We start from the raw sequence: 14,075 nt of genomic DNA, 5'->3' as shown, positions 1-14,075 counted from the left end.
CGGGCGGGCGCGGGGGGGGGGGGGGGGGGGGGGGGGGGGGCGGCCCCGCCCGCCCCCCCCCCCCGCGCCCCCCCCGCCAGGAGGGTGGACGGTCAGAGCAGGGCGACCGAGCGGGCACCCTCGCCGCGCGACATCCGCTCGAAGGCGGCCGGCACGCCGTCCAGCCCGATCCGGTCGGTGATCAGGTGGTCCAGCGAGAGACGGCCGTCCAGCACGTCCCGGGCCAGATCCGGGATCGCGGTGTCCGGGTCGGCCTGGCCGTAGACCGAGGCGCGCAGGGTACGGGCCGAGCTGAAGATGTCCAGCGCGCCGATCTGGACCATGTCGTCGGCCGCGCCCATGCCGACCACGGTGACCTGGCCGCCGCGGCGGGTGGCCCGCCACGCGGCGCGGATCGTGCTCGCCCGGCCGACGCACTCGATCGCGTGGTCGGCGCCGCGGCCCCCGGTACGCGCCCGGACGTCCTTGGAGAGCGCGTCCGAGGAGACCACGAAGTCGGTCGCGCCGGCTGCCTCGGCCAGGCCCTTCTTCGCCTCGGAGACGTCCACCGCGATCACCTGGGCGGCGCCCGCCGCGCGCGCCGCCGAGACCACCGAGAGGCCGACCCCGCCGAGCCCGATGACCAGCACCGACTCGCCGGGACGCACCCCGGCGGTGTTGCGGACCGCGCCGGTGCCGGTGAGCACCGCGCAGCCGAGCAGCGCGGCGATCTCGTACGGCAGCTCGCCGGGCACCCGGATCACCGCGTTCTCCGGGGCGACCACCTGCTCGGCGAACGCGCCCAGCCCCAGGCAGACGTGGACCGGGGCGCCGTCCAGGGTCATCCCGTTCTCCAGCGCGGCCACACCGGAGGAGGTCGAGCAGAGCCACGGCTGGCCCTGCTCGCAGAACCAGCAGGTCCGGCAGGGCGGCTGCCAGTTCAGCACCACGTGGTCGCCGACCGCGGCCCGGGTCACGTGCTCGCCGACCTCGAGCACCTCGCCGGCCGCCTCGTGGCCGAGGACCAGCGGGTGCGGCGGGCGCAGGGTGCCGTTCACCATCGACAGGTCGGAGTGGCAGACCCCGGCCGCACGGATGCGTACCCGGACCTGACCGGGACCGATCTCCGGCAGCCGCAGCTCCTCGACCGTGGCCGGGCCGCCCTCGGCGCGGACCACCAGGCCGTTCACGTAGTGGCCGCTCACCGCTGGATCGCCTTGACCTGCTGGAACTCCTCCAGGCCGTAGCGGCCGAGCTCCCGGCCGATACCGGACTGCTTGTACCCGCCGAACGGGGCGAACGGGTTGAACGAGCCGCCGTTCACGTCGACCGCGCCGGTCCGGATCCGCCGGGCCACCGCGAGCGCGTGCTCGTCGCCGCCCCAGACCGCCCCGGCCAGGCCGTACTTCGAGTTGTTGGCGATCGTGACGGCCTCGTCGTCGTCGCCGAACGGGATGATCGACAGCACCGGGCCGAAGATCTCCTCCTGGGCCAGTTCGCTGTCCGGGTGGACGTCGGCGAAGACGGTCGCCGCCACGAAGTGCCCGGTCGCCGGGAGCGGCGCGTCCGGCCCGCCGGCGACCAGCCGCCCCTGAGCCCGCTCCACGAAGCCGCGCACCCGGTCGCGCTGGGTCGCCGAGGCGAGCGGCCCGAGGCGGGTACCCGCGTCGAACGGGTCGCCGAGCGTGTACCCGCTCGCGGTCTTGGCGGCCAGCTCCACCGCCTCGTCGTAGACGCTGCGGTGCACCAGCATCCGGGTCCACGCGGTGCAGGTCTGGCCGGAGTTGAGGAAGGCGTTGCCGACCCCGACCTTGACCGCCTTGGCCAGGTCGGCGTCCTCCAGGATCACGTTCGCCGACTTGCCGCCGAGCTCCAGCGAGACCTTGGCGATCCGGTCGGCCGCGGCGTGCGAGATCGCCCGGCCGGTCGCGGTGGAGCCGGTGAACGAGACCATGTCGACGTTCGGGTGCCCGGCGATCGCCGCGCCCACCACGGCGCCGGTCCCGGTGACGATGTTCAGGACACCGGCCGGCAGGCCCGCCTCCTCGGCCGCGTCGGCGAGCAGGTACGCCACCAGCGGCGTCAGCTCGCTCGGCTTGAGCACCACGGTGCACCCGGCGGCCAGCGCGGCGCCCACCTTCGCGACCACCTGGTGCAGCGGGTAGTTCCACGGGGTGATCGCGCCGACCACGCCGATCGGCTCCCGCGCGATCAGGGAGTTGCCGATCGTCTCCTCCGCCGTGCCGGCGGCGGCCAGGTCGGCGTACCCCCGCAACACGGTGAGCGGAAGACCTGCCTGGACCACCTGCGCGATCTTGAGAGGCGTGCCCAGCTCCAGCCCGACGACGCGGGCGATCTCGCCGGCCCGGGTGGCGAGCGCGCCGTGCAGACGGTCCAGGGCCGCGCCGCGCTCGGCCGCGGCGAGCCCCGCCCAGTCGTCGAAGGCCTGCCGCGCCGCCGAGACCGCGAGGTTCACGTCCTCCGCGGTGCCGGCCGGCACGTGCCCGATCACCTCCTCGGTGTACGGGTTCTCCACCTCGATCCGCTCCGCGGAGTCCGGCGGCACCCACGCGCCGCCCAGGTAGAGCCGCTCGCGTGACAGCGATGTCATCGCATTACCCCTTGCTCGTAGTGGTGGGACAGACCGGCGAGGAGCAGGTCCAGCCCGAGTTCGAAGGCGCCCTCGTCCACGGCGTCGCGGTGCGCGGCCAGCTCGTGGGCGCGGTGCAGGTGCGGGTAGCGGTCGTCGTAGAGCGCCGGATCGGCGTCGAAGCCGAGCGCGAACGAGCCGAGCGCGGACCCGGTGATCAGGTAGCGCATCAGCGCGCCGATGTGGGTGGCCCGGCCCCGCGACCAGCCCGCGTCGATCAGTGCGCCGTAGACCGCCTCGGCCATCGCCAGCCCGGCCGGACGGCGGCCGGGGCCGGTGGCGAGCACCGGGACGATCCCGGGGTGCGCGGCGAGTACCGCGTGGTACGACTTCGCCCAGAGCCGCAGCGCCTCGCGCCAGTCGCAGTCGGCGAACACCCCGATGTCCACCTGCGCGACGACCGATTCGGCCACCGCGTCGACGATCTCCGCCTTGGTGGCGAAGTGGTGGTAGAGCGACGGGCCCTGCACGCCCAGCTCGGTCGCGAGCCGCCGCATGGAGAGCGCGTCCAGTCCCTCGGCGTCGATCAGGGCCGAGGCCACCTCGACGATGCGCCGCCGGCTGAGCAGCGCCTGCCGGGGGCGGGCCATGGCAACTCCCTGGAAACACGAAATCAACACTGGACGCGCAAAAACTTACGCCGCTAGTTTAGGGCGCAGCTGCGACGTACATCACTTCGCCGGCTCACTCGGAGCGGAGGGCACCCCCGATGACCACCCTGTCCCTGGCCACCGTTCTCGCCGAAAGCGCACGCCGATTCCCGGACAAGGTCGCGGTGATCGACGCCGGCGCCCGGATCACCTATCGCGAGCTCTGGGCGCAGACCCTGGCGTACGCCGGCGGCCTGCGGGAGCTCGGCATCCAGCCCGGCGACACGATCGCCGTGATGATCCCGAACGTCGCCGACTTCCCCCGCGTCTACTACGCCGCGCTGGCCGCCGGCGCCCGGGTCGTCCCGGTGTCGCTGCTGCTCAACGCGGAGGAGGTGGCGTACGTCCTGACCGACAGCGGCGCCGACCTGCTGGTCACCCACTCCGCCATGCTCCAGGTCGGCGCGGCCGCCGCGCAGGCCTCCGGCACGAAGCTGGTCAACGTCGGCCCGCTCCCCGCCGAGCTGCCGAACCCACCGGCCCGGCTGGAGGAGATCGCCGCGTCGGTCCCGCCACCGCGCACGTACGTCACCCGGGAGGCCGAGGACGTCGCGGTGATCCTGTACACCAGCGGCACCACCGGGAAGCCGAAGGGCGCCCTGCTCACCCACCTCAACCTGGTGATGAACGCGATGGTCAACGTCTTCGACGTGCACCCGCTCACCGGCGACGACGTGGTGATGGGCTGCCTGCCGCTCTTCCACACCTTCGGCCAGACGGTCGGCATGAACGCCACCTTCCGGCTGGGCGGCACGCTCGTGCTGCTGCCGCGCTTCTCCGGCGACGCGGCGATCGAGCTGATGCTCCAGGAGAACGTGACGATCTTCCACGGCGTGCCGACCATGTACATCGGCCTGCTGGAGGCCGCCACCCGGGCGGAGACGCTGCCGAAGCTCAAGCTCTGCGTCTCCGGCGGCGCGTCGCTGCCGGTCGCCGTCCTGGAGCGGTTCGCCGAGGCCTTCGGATCACACATCTGGGAGGGGTACGGGCTCTCCGAGACGTCGCCGACCGCGACCACGAACCAGCCCTCGTTCGGCGCCCGGCCCGGCACGGTCGGCCACCCGGTCTGGGGCGTCGAGGTGGAGATCGCGCGGCCGGAGTACCCGGAGCGGATCGAGTTCGTGCCGGACGGCGAGCTCGGCGAGATCGTGATCCGCGGCCACAACGTCTTCGCGGGATACCTCAACCGGCCGGAGGCGACCGCCGAGGCGCTGGTCGAGGGCTGGTTCCGCACCGGTGACCTGGGGATCCGCGACGCCGAGGGCTTCATCAGCATCGTCGACCGGACCAAGGACCTGATCATCCGGGGCGGCTTCAACGTCTACCCGCGCGAGGTGGAGGAGGTGCTGGCCCGGCACCCTGCGATCCAGCAGGTCGCGGTGATCGGGGTGCCGGACGGGACGCACGGCGAGGAGATCTGCGCCGTCGTGGTGCTCGAGGCGGCCGGCTCACTGACCGAGCCCGATCTGATCGAGTGGGCCCGGGAGCGGCTCGGCAAGCACAAGTACCCGCGCCAGGTCCGGTTCGCCGAGACGCTGCCGATGGGCCCGAGCATGAAGGTGCTCAAGCGGGAGCTGCGCAAGCAGTACTCGTAGCCGTCCGGCCGGCGGCCCGTCAGGCCGGCGACTCGTCAGGCCAGCAACGCCGGCAGCTCCGCCACGATCGGCTCGTCGGCGGGCAGCCACGGGACACTCATCAACTGGTCCACGGTCAGCCAGCGCAGGGCGGAATGCTCCAGCGCCTCCGGTACGCCGTCGCCCTGCAGGGTGACGGCGTACACCCGGAGCACGGCGCGGCCGTGGGCCAGCGGCACGTCCGGCCCGACCCGGCCGCCGACGGTCACGCGGACACCCAGTTCCTCCACGCACTCCCGGGCCAGCGCCTGCTGCTCGGTCTCCCCGGGCTCCACCTTGCCGCCGGGGAACTCCCACTTCCCGGCCGCCTCCGGAGGGGCGCTGCGCTGAGCGGCGAGCACCCGGCCCGCCCTGATCATCACCGCGGCCACAATCACCCTGGGTGACGGCGTGGCCTTGACGTACTGTTCCGACGGCATGGCATCCAAGATCGCACAAAAGTTATCCGGTCAGGTTGCCCGAGCCGCCCCGATCGTCACGCAAACACGGATATGTGGGCGTGGACATGGCTGTCCCAACGGACGAGACTGTGGGCACCGACCATGACGACACGGCGACAGTTCGGCCACAAGCCGGCAACGAACGCTAAGGGGGGTGCGGCCATGCGGTCCAGAAAGCGGCGAAGCAACGGCTCCGACTACCTGAACGACGCCCTTGCCCTGCTGGGCGGCTGGACACGGGACGGTGTGCAACTACGCCGCGATCTCGCCTGTGACGACAGTCAGCATGCCGCATTGACCGAGCGGATCAAGGTGGCGGCGGACACATTGTCGATCCGACCAAGAATTAGGCGCGTCGATGGACACACCCAGATATGCCTGGGTGACCGAGACGGCGAGGCCATCACCGACGGTGAGGTCACCCTCGCGGCAAGGATCGAGGACTTCTACCGTACGGTCGTCGAACGGTCGTAGATCCTGCGGGCTAGGCTGCGCCGCATGAGTGACGTGATCTACGACAACAAGGGTCAGCTGGAGCAGGTGCAGAGCGGCCTTCTCGAGGGGGAGACGGTCGTCGCCGTCTACGACGCGATCGGCGTGGGCACCGGGTTCATCGGGCTGACCGACCGGCGGATCATCATCCAGGACAAGTCGTTCGTCGGTAAGAAGTTCGCGATCACCAGCATCCCCTACTCCAAGGTGAGCTCGGTGAGCGTGGTCAGCAACAAGAGCTGGGTCGGCCAGTTCTTCTCCTCCGGCGAGATCGCCATCACCGTGGGCACGCACGTCTACGAGATCGAGTTCCGCGGTTCGGAGAAGGCCCACCACGCCCACAACCTGATCCTCAGCCACGTCTCCTGACGCCTATCGCCCGCCGACCGCCTGGGTGAGATCCCACACGTAGCGGCGGCCGGCGGGCTTCTCGTCGAGCCAGACGACCTCCCACTGGTTCCGGCTGTTCCGGAACGGCTCGCGGACCGTGCCGTACCCCTGGCGCTCCTTGACGCTCGGCGGCTGGTCGCTCTCCGGGAAGAGGAAGGTCACCTGGAAACGGGTGAAGGCCGACGGCGATCCGCTCGCGGCGGGCAGGCGGTCCTCCCAAACCAGCTGGTCCCAGCCGCGTTCGCGCAGCGGCCGCCACAGCCCGCGCGGCCGGTACTCGACCTGCCACTCGGTCGGCGTGGTCATCGCCGGATCGAAGATCAGCCAGACCCGCAGCGTCCGGGTCTGCTCCAGCGGCAGCGCCGTGATGGTCCCGGCGAACGTCCGGGACGCCTTGAACTCGATCTCGTCGAGCCGGGCCAGCCGGTCGGTGTCGGTCGGCACGATCGGCCGCATGGTCCGGTGGGTGACCAGCGGCTCCGGCGAGGTGGTCCGTTTCTCCACGATCCGGTCGCTCTCGTCGTCGCCGCCGATCGTGACGACGACCTCCACGGCCTCCTGGAAGAGCGGCTTCTCACGCTCGCTGATCCGCTGGATGGCGTCGAGGTAGTGCTGGTGCCCGGCCCGCTGCAGGGCGAGCGCGCTGGTCGCCTCGTCCAGGCCGGTCCGCAGCTGGCGGATCCGCACCACGAACGCGATGTGCCAGACGCGGACCGCGACGTAGAGCAGGCAGGCGAGGAAGACCGCGGTGAGCGCCCACTGCGCGATCCTGGTCGGTACGTCGGCGAGCTGCGCCACCCCGGAGGCCAGGCCGATGAGCAGCACCAGGAGGTTCAGGGGACCCCTGAACACCGCCTCGTACCGGGAGGATGTCGCTGGCATCCAGACCATGATGCCGATCGCAACGTTACCGACAAATCCTCATAAAGAGTGACTAGACCCGATCCGGTACGGCCGTTCGGTGGACCCGGCATGCCACTTTGGACGTCACACCGACTATTACCGGCCAGTAACCGTTGCTCCCCGTTTCCGGTCGCCACCATGCTGCTCAGCAGAGCCATCGATGACCCCGTCATCCATAGCTCGGCAGGACCTGACCCGCGAAGCAGGCCCTACACCCCCCCGGAGGCGATCACCGGTGCTGTCCCATCTGCAGAAGCCGCTGACCCACAGACCCAGCGGTGGACTCTTCGGCAACGACATCGGAGCGGACATCGGACCGGCCGGCGGCGGGGAGGGGGGACAGCCACACCGCCTCGCCACCTTCCTCGGGGCGAACGCCGTCTTCGCGATGGCGCTACTGCTCTCGGCGGTGCTGGTGGGTCTCGCGACGGTCGCCCTGAACTGAACGCCGGGCGAGACCCTCGGAGCTCAGCGGTAGCTGCCGCCCTCGCCGCCACGGAGGCCGGGTCGCTTCGCCGTCGTCTTGCCCGTCCGGTACGCCATCGCTCTCCTCGAGCTTCCAGTTCTGCGCGGGTGATTCCGCAGCACTAACGGAATCGATCGCGATGCGGTTGCTGGTCGCCGAGAATTCTATGCGCCATCAGTTGATCACTCCGGGTGATCCGGCAGAACCCGGGTGGGCAGCGGGGTCTCCAGCACACTCCCGTCCGCGGCGCGCTTCAGCTCGTAGCCGAGCGGGCCCTCCCGGTCCGCGACCACCTCGGCCAGCGCGATGCCGCGGTAGACCAGGCCCGCGCCGTCGTCGGTGGCGTACCCGTCCGGCAGCGTGCCGTCGCCGATCAGCTCGTGCATCTTCGGCCGGCGCTGCTCCTCGGCGTCGTAGTGCACCCCGTTGCTGTACGGCAGCCAGCCCAGCCCGCCGGTGAAGCCGCGGAGGTCGTACCCGAAGCTGTCGGTGCTCCCGCCGGTGTGCCAGCAGATCGACCCGGCCGAGACGCCGCCGAGGACCACACCGGCCTGCCACGCCTCGTGCAGGATCTCGTCGAGGCCGTGCACCCGCCAGACCGCGCAGAGGTTCGCCACGCTGCCGCCGCCCACCCAGATCACGTCCTGGGCGAGCAGGTGCGCCCGCACGTCGTCGACGTTCGGCATCGGGAAGAGCTGGAGATGCGACGGGACGAACCGGGTGCCGGCGAACGCCGCGTAGAACCCGCCGATCCGGGGCTCCGCGTCACCGGTCGCCTGGCCCAGGTAGCAGATCCGCGGGCGCTCCGCGCCGGAGAGCTCCGCGGCGAAGTGATGGATCCGGCCGGGCCGGTGGCTCAGCTGCCCATGCCTCCCCGGCCGGAAGGACGCGCTGGTGGCCAGGATGGTGGGGACGTCGGCGCTCATCGCAACATCATCGCGCACGCCTCGGTGGTCTCCAGCACGAGATCGGCGGCGATGTCGATCGCCAAGGTCAGCCGCAGCGGATCGCCGTTGACCGCGCCGAACGCCGCGTCCACCCGGTCGGCGAACTTCGCGGGCGCGCCCGGCAGCCGTCCGGCCGCGGCCACCGCACCCTTCTCGTTGATCAGCCAGCGGCCGGCCGCGCCGTGCAGGGCGTGCGCGCAGACGCCGACGAGCCGGAACAGACAGCCCGAGACGTACGCGCTGTCGCGGCGCGGCACCGCCTTCCGGGCCAGCCCGACCAGGAAGTCCGCCTCCCAGAGCCCGTCCACCAGCGACGCGGAGAGCGCCCGCGGATACACCTGCGCCCGCCGTCGCAGCGCCGACAGCTCCCCGGACGCGTCGCCGAGGACACGGCCGAGAGCGACCTCGCCGGCGTACCCGAAATCCGCCCAGCCCAGCGGGTGACCGGCCTGGAGGTGGAACGCATACCGACCCTGCTCCGCCTCGGCCCACTGATGCTGGACCCGGTCCAGATCGCGGTAGATCCAGTCGACGGCGAGACCCCGGATCTTCAGCCAGCCGCCGCCGTCCACCCACGGGCCCCACTCGCCGGGCGGGGTGACCCGTGCCGAGGGGCCGGCCACCTCGCGGGCGACCTCGCCGAGCCGGTCCACGTCGAGCGGCCGCCGGTAGTAGAGGCCCAGGTCGGTGTCGGAGCCCGGGGTGTGCTCACCGCGGGCCCGGCTGCCGCCGAGCATCACCCCGGCCACTCCGGGCACGGTGAGCAGGCGCTGGGCCAGCTCACTCAGTTCGGCGTCGGTCAGTTCGGCATCGGCGGCCATGGGATCACCCTATGATCGACCGGGCCGGCCGGCCCACCGCGTCTCGGCACCGCGCCGCCGGTCCGGCTCCCACCACCGGTTCAGCTTCGGCCTCCCGTTCGGCTTCGGCCTCCCGTTCAGCACAGGGTCGCCGGTTCCAGGCGCACGTCACCGATCAGGCCCAGGTCCTCGCTCTCCGGGACCTCCACCGGCATCGACGGCATCGCCGTCGCCGAGGGCGTCCCGGCGCAGATCGCGCCGCGGCCCATCGGCAGGCAGATCCGCATGTCCAGATCGCACTCCTCGGCCGGGGCCGGGCTCTGAGCGCCCACGGCGATCACCCGCTGCTGCGGCTTCCGGGTCACCGTGGTGTCCAGCACCCGCTTCCCGGTCTGCCGGCCGTCGGTGAAGGTGACCAGGTAGCGGACCGTCTCCGCACCGTTCGCCCCCGGGGTGCGGACCTGCCGGAGCCCGCGGTCCAGCGACGGATCCCGGACCACCCGCGTCTTGTACGGCACCACCCGCGTCACCACGTCGGTCCGGGTGGTGATCACCGGTCGTACGTCATGGTTCCCGGTCTTCGTGACGGCCTTGGCGCCGGTCCGTTCATCGGCCTTCCGGCCGCTCCCCCGGTCGGCCGGGTGCTGCTTCGCCGTCGGGGGCTCCCCCGTGTCCGGCCTGGAGGTGCGTGGCCCGGTCCGGTCGGCCGGGTCCTCGGCACGGGCCCGGCTCAGCTCGGCGCTGGTCTCGGCGTCGGCCCCCGCCACGCCGGCACCTGCCCCGCCCGCGGCCTGCCGCAACGGCGGCACGGTGACCGCCGGCGCCCCCGTGTGCCGCCTCGGCATCTGCTCCGCGGCGGCGGCCTCCCGGCTCACGATCTCCGGATCCTGCGCCAGCGTCGCGGCGCCCGGGTCGTTCAGGGCCTGGTCCACCGAGCCGACCGGCTGCGCATCGTCCCTGTTCAGTGCGGTCACACCGGCCGCGCCGCCGCCGATGAGCACCAGGAGGGCGCCCGTGCCCGCAGCCATCCGGACAGCGAACGGCAGCCGGGCCCACCACGACTTTCGCGGCATTTCGAGCAGATGCTGCCAACCGTCACTAGTTGTCTGGTTTTGCACCAAAGCATTGTGTCTTGTCCGGCTCGGTAAGCAAGCTCCGCGGAGTCCCCCGAAATGCTGACCACCGCGCCCCGCGCCCGGCCTCACGCGTTGCTCTTCACGACGGACTCCGCCCGTACGATCGGAACCATGTCCACGACCGACCATCCGCAACCGCTGACTCCGGAGGAGGAAGCGGTGATGCGAGCCCTCGGCAGGTTCCTGATCGTGGTACCGCGGGCGCTGGACGCCGACTTGACGCGCGAGCAGCGGATGTCCGCGAGTGAATACTCGGTGCTGCGCCAGCTCTCCGAGGCGCCCGGCCAGATGCTGCGCATGAGCGAGCTCGCGTCCGCCTGCGACATGTCGCTGAGCGGCATGACCCGGCTCGCGGCCAAACTGGAGTCACACGGCCACCTGCGCCGGATCCGCTGCCAGGAGGACGCGCGCGGGGCGAACGCCGTGCTCACCGAGGGCGGGCTGACCCGGCTACGTGAGGCCTGGCCGACCCACCTGGCCAGCGTCCGCCGGCACATCTTCGACCACCTGGGCGACCTGGACCTGTCCCGGCTCGCGGCAGCCTTCGCCGCGATGTCCTAAAGCAGCGCCCTCCAGCAGTGTCCTAAAGCGATCGTTCGTAGCAGACCGAGAGATCGGAGCCCACGTACGCACCGAAGAGCGGGATCTCCCGGTAGCCCTCCCGCTCGTAGAAGCGCATCGCGTCGGGCTGCCCGTGCCCGGTCTCCAGTCGGATCGTCGTCCAGCCGCGCCCGGTGGCCGCCTCCTCCAGCGCTCGCAGGATGCCGGTCGCCACCCCGGAACCGCGGCTCTCCGGGCTCACGTACATCCGCTTGACCTCGGCGCTGGTCGCGTCCAGCCGCCGGAGCGCGCCGCAGCCGAGCGACCGCCCATCCGGCGCCACGGCCACCAGGAACAGATCGATGTCCGCGGCCGACGGCGGCGTACCCGGCTCGTGATCGTCCGTGCCGTAGCGCGCGTCGAGCTCGGTCCGCTGCGCCGCTCGCAGCGCGGCGCCTGCCGGATCGTCCCAGTCCCGGGCCTCTATAGTCCACATCACAAGCGTTACGGTAACATCCGTTACGAGTCGAGGAGGTGCGATCCGTGTCACGAGCCGCGGACAAGACCGCACAGGCGGAGACCCTGTCCCGCGCGGTGTGGACCGTGCTGGCCACCCGGGGCCTGGAACACCTGACCGTGCGCGCCGTCGCGGCCGCCGCCGGTTGCACCACCGGCCTGGTCATGCACCGCTTCCCGAACCGGAGGGCGCTGCTCCTGCACGCCCGCCGCCTGCTCCACGAGACGACGCGCGCCCGCGTCGAGGCCCTGGAGTCGGCCGCCGCGACCCCGCGCGAGGCCCTGTACGCCGCCCTCCGGCAGGGCCTGGGTACCGACGAGCAGACCCGGCAGGAGGCGATCGTCTGGATGGGTTTCCTGGCCGCCGCGATCGCCGACGACGAGCTGATCGACGAGCACCGCCGCAACAACCGCGCCTGGCGCGACCGGATCCACCGCCTGGTCGCCGCGGCCGCCCCGACCTGGACGGCCGCGCGGGTCGCCACGGTCGCGCTCGCCCTGATCGCGATGGCCGAGGGCGCCGCCGCGCTGGCCGCCGCCGACCCCGCGGCCTTCCCGGCCGAGGATCAGGAGCAGGCTCTGTCGGTCACCCTGGCCGCTTTCGATCTTTCCTAGGCGTACGCGCCCCGGCCCCGCCTACCGCAGCGCGGGGAAGACGAGTCCCGCGACGAGGGCGCCCGCCAGGGCACCGACCACGACCTGGGCCGGAGTGTGCGCCGTGAGCCGCACCCGGGCCCAGCCGCCGAGCACCACCAGCGGCGCCCCGGCCAGCGCCGCCGGCCCGAAGATCGCGGTCATCGTGGCCAGCGCACCCGCCGCCACCCCCGCGTGGATCGACATCTTCCACCAGTTCGTCACCAGCGCGAAGACCACCAGCCCGGCCCCGCCCGCGGCGAGCAGCGCCAGCACCTCGCGCGGCGCCCCGAGCCACACCATCAGCACCAGCCCCGCGCCGAGCGACCCGATCCCGAACAGCAACGGCACCCGCCGCGCCGCCCGATCCGGAATGTGATGATCGGTGAGCCGTCCGGTTCGCACCCCGTGCAGCACATAGGCCAGGGGGATCACCGCCGCGAAGATCGCCCCCGGCAGCCCCCACCACCGCGACACCCCGGGCGCCTCCCCCGCATGCCACCCCACCACGAGAAGAAGCACCGCCACCAGCACCGCGGGCGCGAAAACCTCCGAAACAACATGGGCGATCCGGTCCCCCACCGCCGTCCCCACCCTGTTCACGCCGCCATTCTGGCAAACAGCGCGCCGGCTCCCCGACAGCCGCCGCCGTGTTCACGCCACGCAACGGAACCGGACAACCTTCGGGCCGGCAGCGCGCCTATGCCGACTGGAGCGGACGGATGCTGTCGAGGGTGTCCCCGAGCGCGTCCCTCTCCACCTCGAGGTCGTACCGATTCTGCAGGTTGATCCAGAAGAGATCGGTGGTGCCGAAGTAGCGCGCCAGACGGAGGGCCGTATCGGCCGTGACGCGGCGCTTGCCGTGGACGATCTCGTTGATTCGCCGGGGAGGGACGCCGATAGCCACGGCGACCTTGTGCTGAGTGATCCCGAGCGGGGCGATGAAGTCCTCCATCAGCACCTCGCCCGGGTGGATCGGAGCCAGCTTGCCCATCTCGACCACCTCCCTAGCGGTAATCCGCGATCTCTACATCCTCCGGGCCGGTCTCGGTCCAGACGAAGCAGATCCGCCACTGATCGTCGATCCGAATACTGTGTTGGCCCTTGCGGTTGCCGCTGAGTGCCTCCAGCCGATTGCCCGGCGGGACGCGAAGATCAGCGAGCGTCACCGCGGCGTCGAGGATCGCCAGCTTTCACACCAAGACCAACGCCGGAGCGACCGCTCATAGCCCGATGGCCCGGACCTTCCGCCCGCACAGCTTGACCATGTCGTCGACATCGGACGTCAGAATCGCCACCGGGCCCGGCAGCCGCAGCGCCACCTCGGCAACCATGGCGTCGATGGCATATTTGTGCCCATGCAGCCCGGCCGCCTTCAAGAGCCCCGCACTGCGTCGAGCACTTTCCTTGGTCACAGCCTCCACCCGGATCCGGGACAGCAGCCGACTCAGCCTCGCGATGTCCACACCGGAGTGGGAAACCTCGATGATCGTGGCGGCCGACATGGCGAGATCGGCCGACATAGCGAGATCGGCCCCGTCGCGCTCCGCCTGCTCCAGCAGGCGGAGCACCTTACGGTCCCGGTCGATCCACCCTGAGAAGCCTTGCGAGTCGAGCACCAACGACTCCAGGCTCACGCCGCGCGCCCGATCTCCTCGGCGCCGCTCAGGAGCGACCGGGCCTCGGCCATCTCCTCGTCCGTGAAGGCCCCGAACTCGTCCTGGTAGTGGTCCAACTCCTCCCGGAGGAGTCGGCGCCTCTCGGCCCGCTCGGCCAACTCAGTGAGATAGCCGGAGACGTTGCCGGTGTGCGACTTCATTCTCTCCAGCAACTCCGCCTCTCCAGCAACTCCGCCGGCAGCGTGATCGTGACCTTCTTCGTCCTCGCCATGCAGCGACC

General features: G+C 71.6%; 20 protein-coding genes. 6 read left to right on the top strand and 14 right to left on the bottom strand.

Annotated elements, in window-relative coordinates:
* Positions 1-92: 92 nt before the first annotated feature.
* From AB0M08_RS20950 to AB0M08_RS20940, 3 genes are read right to left on the bottom strand one after another with little or no spacing between them, the layout of a single operon-like run.
* Complete coding sequence (locus tag AB0M08_RS20950) at positions 93-1,184, bottom strand: alcohol dehydrogenase catalytic domain-containing protein (RefSeq protein ID WP_364495537.1); 1,092 nt, start codon at positions 1,182-1,184, stop codon at positions 93-95.
* Positions 1,181-2,590 (bottom strand): aldehyde dehydrogenase family protein, encoded by a 1,410-nt coding sequence (locus AB0M08_RS20945; protein ID WP_364495535.1) that lies wholly within the window; start codon positions 2,588-2,590, stop codon positions 1,181-1,183. The genes AB0M08_RS20950 and AB0M08_RS20945 overlap by 4 nt, the downstream gene beginning before the upstream one ends.
* Positions 2,587-3,219, bottom strand: coding sequence for a TetR/AcrR family transcriptional regulator C-terminal domain-containing protein (locus AB0M08_RS20940; protein ID WP_364495532.1), 633 nt, complete (start codon positions 3,217-3,219; stop codon positions 2,587-2,589). The genes AB0M08_RS20945 and AB0M08_RS20940 overlap by 4 nt, the downstream gene beginning before the upstream one ends.
* A 119-nt stretch (positions 3,220-3,338) precedes the next feature.
* Between AB0M08_RS20940 and AB0M08_RS20935 the strand changes: the two genes are divergently transcribed.
* Positions 3,339-4,874 (top strand): long-chain fatty acid--CoA ligase, encoded by a 1,536-nt coding sequence (locus AB0M08_RS20935; protein WP_364495530.1) that lies wholly within the window; start codon positions 3,339-3,341, stop codon positions 4,872-4,874.
* Positions 4,875-4,909: 35 nt separating this feature from the next.
* Here the strand turns inward: AB0M08_RS20935 and AB0M08_RS20930 are convergent, their stop codons facing one another.
* Positions 4,910-5,332 (bottom strand): (deoxy)nucleoside triphosphate pyrophosphohydrolase, encoded by a 423-nt coding sequence (locus AB0M08_RS20930; RefSeq protein ID WP_364495527.1) that lies wholly within the window; start codon positions 5,330-5,332, stop codon positions 4,910-4,912.
* Positions 5,333-5,515: 183 nt separating this feature from the next.
* Here AB0M08_RS20930 and AB0M08_RS20925 point away from each other — a divergent pair, with 183 nt between their 5' ends.
* Both AB0M08_RS20925 and AB0M08_RS20920 read left to right on the top strand, forming a co-directional pair.
* A complete protein-coding gene (locus tag AB0M08_RS20925) occupies positions 5,516-5,827 on the top strand; it encodes a pterin dehydratase (protein ID WP_364495525.1) in 312 nt (103 codons plus the stop codon).
* Between the two features lie 24 nt (positions 5,828-5,851).
* Positions 5,852-6,214, top strand: coding sequence for a PH domain-containing protein (locus AB0M08_RS20920; RefSeq protein ID WP_364495522.1), 363 nt, complete (start codon positions 5,852-5,854; stop codon positions 6,212-6,214).
* A gap of 3 nt (positions 6,215-6,217) precedes the next feature.
* On the opposite strand, the gene AB0M08_RS20915 is transcribed toward AB0M08_RS20920, so the two are convergent.
* Positions 6,218-7,117: a hypothetical protein gene (locus AB0M08_RS20915; RefSeq protein ID WP_364495520.1), complete on the bottom strand. Its 900-nt coding sequence runs from the start codon at positions 7,115-7,117 to the stop codon at positions 6,218-6,220.
* A 256-nt stretch (positions 7,118-7,373) separates the two neighbouring features.
* Between AB0M08_RS20915 and AB0M08_RS20910 the strand changes: the two genes are divergently transcribed.
* Positions 7,374-7,583 carry a hypothetical protein gene (locus tag AB0M08_RS20910; protein ID WP_364495517.1) on the top strand — a complete coding sequence of 70 codons (210 nt, stop codon included), beginning with the start codon at positions 7,374-7,376 and terminating at the stop codon, positions 7,581-7,583.
* A gap of 203 nt (positions 7,584-7,786) precedes the next feature.
* On the opposite strand, the gene AB0M08_RS20905 is transcribed toward AB0M08_RS20910, so the two are convergent.
* From AB0M08_RS20905 to AB0M08_RS20895, 3 genes are all read right to left on the bottom strand, one after another.
* Positions 7,787-8,530, bottom strand: a complete 744-nt coding sequence (locus AB0M08_RS20905; protein ID WP_364495514.1) for a peptidase E — start codon at positions 8,528-8,530, stop codon at positions 7,787-7,789.
* Positions 8,527-9,372 carry a nucleotidyltransferase domain-containing protein gene (locus AB0M08_RS20900; protein ID WP_364495512.1) on the bottom strand — a complete coding sequence of 282 codons (846 nt, stop codon included), beginning with the start codon at positions 9,370-9,372 and terminating at the stop codon, positions 8,527-8,529. The genes AB0M08_RS20905 and AB0M08_RS20900 overlap by 4 nt, the downstream gene beginning before the upstream one ends.
* 116 nt (positions 9,373-9,488) lie before the next feature.
* Entirely contained in the window at positions 9,489-10,379 is an 891-nt protein-coding gene (locus AB0M08_RS20895; protein ID WP_364495509.1) for a G5 domain-containing protein, read from the bottom strand.
* Between the two features lie 219 nt (positions 10,380-10,598).
* Here AB0M08_RS20895 and AB0M08_RS20890 point away from each other — a divergent pair, with 219 nt between their 5' ends.
* Positions 10,599-11,048 (top strand): MarR family transcriptional regulator, encoded by a 450-nt coding sequence (locus AB0M08_RS20890; RefSeq protein WP_364495506.1) that lies wholly within the window; start codon positions 10,599-10,601, stop codon positions 11,046-11,048.
* A 22-nt stretch (positions 11,049-11,070) separates the two neighbouring features.
* Here the strand turns inward: AB0M08_RS20890 and AB0M08_RS20885 are convergent, their stop codons facing one another.
* On the bottom strand, positions 11,071-11,523 hold the full coding sequence (locus AB0M08_RS20885) for a GNAT family N-acetyltransferase (protein ID WP_364495503.1): 453 nt from the start codon (positions 11,521-11,523) through the stop codon (positions 11,071-11,073).
* Positions 11,524-11,570: 47 nt separating this feature from the next.
* Here AB0M08_RS20885 and AB0M08_RS20880 point away from each other — a divergent pair, with 47 nt between their 5' ends.
* Positions 11,571-12,158 carry a TetR/AcrR family transcriptional regulator gene (locus AB0M08_RS20880; RefSeq protein ID WP_364495500.1) on the top strand — a complete coding sequence of 196 codons (588 nt, stop codon included), beginning with the start codon at positions 11,571-11,573 and terminating at the stop codon, positions 12,156-12,158.
* A gap of 21 nt (positions 12,159-12,179) precedes the next feature.
* On the opposite strand, the gene AB0M08_RS20875 is transcribed toward AB0M08_RS20880, so the two are convergent.
* The 5 genes from AB0M08_RS20875 to AB0M08_RS20855 form a co-directional block, all read right to left on the bottom strand.
* The gene (locus AB0M08_RS20875) at positions 12,180-12,779 is read right to left on the bottom strand and encodes a phosphoesterase PA-phosphatase (RefSeq protein WP_364495498.1); all 600 of its coding nucleotides are present in this window, start codon (positions 12,777-12,779) and stop codon (positions 12,180-12,182) included.
* Between the two features lie 97 nt (positions 12,780-12,876).
* Positions 12,877-13,170, bottom strand: a complete 294-nt coding sequence (locus AB0M08_RS20870; RefSeq protein WP_364495495.1) for a HigA family addiction module antitoxin — start codon at positions 13,168-13,170, stop codon at positions 12,877-12,879.
* A gap of 13 nt (positions 13,171-13,183) precedes the next feature.
* Positions 13,184-13,360, bottom strand: a complete 177-nt coding sequence (locus tag AB0M08_RS20865) for a type II toxin-antitoxin system RelE/ParE family toxin (RefSeq protein WP_364495557.1) — start codon at positions 13,358-13,360, stop codon at positions 13,184-13,186.
* A 39-nt stretch (positions 13,361-13,399) separates the two neighbouring features.
* Positions 13,400-13,813, bottom strand: a complete 414-nt coding sequence (locus tag AB0M08_RS20860; protein WP_364495492.1) for a PIN domain-containing protein — start codon at positions 13,811-13,813, stop codon at positions 13,400-13,402.
* On the bottom strand, positions 13,810-14,007 hold the full coding sequence (locus tag AB0M08_RS20855) for a hypothetical protein (protein ID WP_364495490.1): 198 nt from the start codon (positions 14,005-14,007) through the stop codon (positions 13,810-13,812). The genes AB0M08_RS20860 and AB0M08_RS20855 overlap by 4 nt, the downstream gene beginning before the upstream one ends.
* Between the last annotated feature and the right edge of the window lie 68 nt (positions 14,008-14,075).

Origin of the sequence: Actinoplanes sp. NPDC051851 (assembly GCF_040681165.1) — a bacterium.
Lineage (GTDB): Bacteria > Actinomycetota > Actinomycetes > Mycobacteriales > Micromonosporaceae > Actinoplanes.
Note: the sequence above shows the minus strand (reverse complement) of the source record. Positions and strands in the feature narration are given on the sequence as shown.

What these genes read in the sequence shown, in the direction of transcription:
- AB0M08_RS20945 (WP_364495535.1), bottom strand. Translation starts at nt 2,590, where the DNA reads ATGACATCGCTGTCACGCGAGCGGCTCTACCTGGGCGGCGCGTGGGTG.
- AB0M08_RS20940 (WP_364495532.1), bottom strand. Translation starts at nt 3,219, where the DNA reads ATGGCCCGCCCCCGGCAGGCGCTGCTCAGCCGGCGGCGCATCGTCGAG.
- AB0M08_RS20935 (WP_364495530.1), top strand. Translation starts at nt 3,339, where the DNA reads ATGACCACCCTGTCCCTGGCCACCGTTCTCGCCGAAAGCGCACGCCGA.
- AB0M08_RS20930 (WP_364495527.1), bottom strand. Translation starts at nt 5,332, where the DNA reads ATGCCGTCGGAACAGTACGTCAAGGCCACGCCGTCACCCAGGGTGATT.
- AB0M08_RS20925 (WP_364495525.1), top strand. Translation starts at nt 5,516, where the DNA reads ATGCGGTCCAGAAAGCGGCGAAGCAACGGCTCCGACTACCTGAACGAC.
- AB0M08_RS20920 (WP_364495522.1), top strand. Translation starts at nt 5,852, where the DNA reads ATGAGTGACGTGATCTACGACAACAAGGGTCAGCTGGAGCAGGTGCAG.
- AB0M08_RS20915 (WP_364495520.1), bottom strand. Translation starts at nt 7,117, where the DNA reads ATGCCAGCGACATCCTCCCGGTACGAGGCGGTGTTCAGGGGTCCCCTG.
- AB0M08_RS20905 (WP_364495514.1), bottom strand. Translation starts at nt 8,530, where the DNA reads ATGAGCGCCGACGTCCCCACCATCCTGGCCACCAGCGCGTCCTTCCGG.
- AB0M08_RS20900 (WP_364495512.1), bottom strand. Translation starts at nt 9,372, where the DNA reads ATGGCCGCCGATGCCGAACTGACCGACGCCGAACTGAGTGAGCTGGCC.
- AB0M08_RS20895 (WP_364495509.1), bottom strand. Translation starts at nt 10,379, where the DNA reads ATGGCTGCGGGCACGGGCGCCCTCCTGGTGCTCATCGGCGGCGGCGCG.
- AB0M08_RS20890 (WP_364495506.1), top strand. Translation starts at nt 10,599, where the DNA reads ATGTCCACGACCGACCATCCGCAACCGCTGACTCCGGAGGAGGAAGCG.
- AB0M08_RS20885 (WP_364495503.1), bottom strand. Translation starts at nt 11,523, where the DNA reads ATGTGGACTATAGAGGCCCGGGACTGGGACGATCCGGCAGGCGCCGCG.
- AB0M08_RS20870 (WP_364495495.1), bottom strand. Translation starts at nt 13,170, where the DNA reads ATGGGCAAGCTGGCTCCGATCCACCCGGGCGAGGTGCTGATGGAGGAC.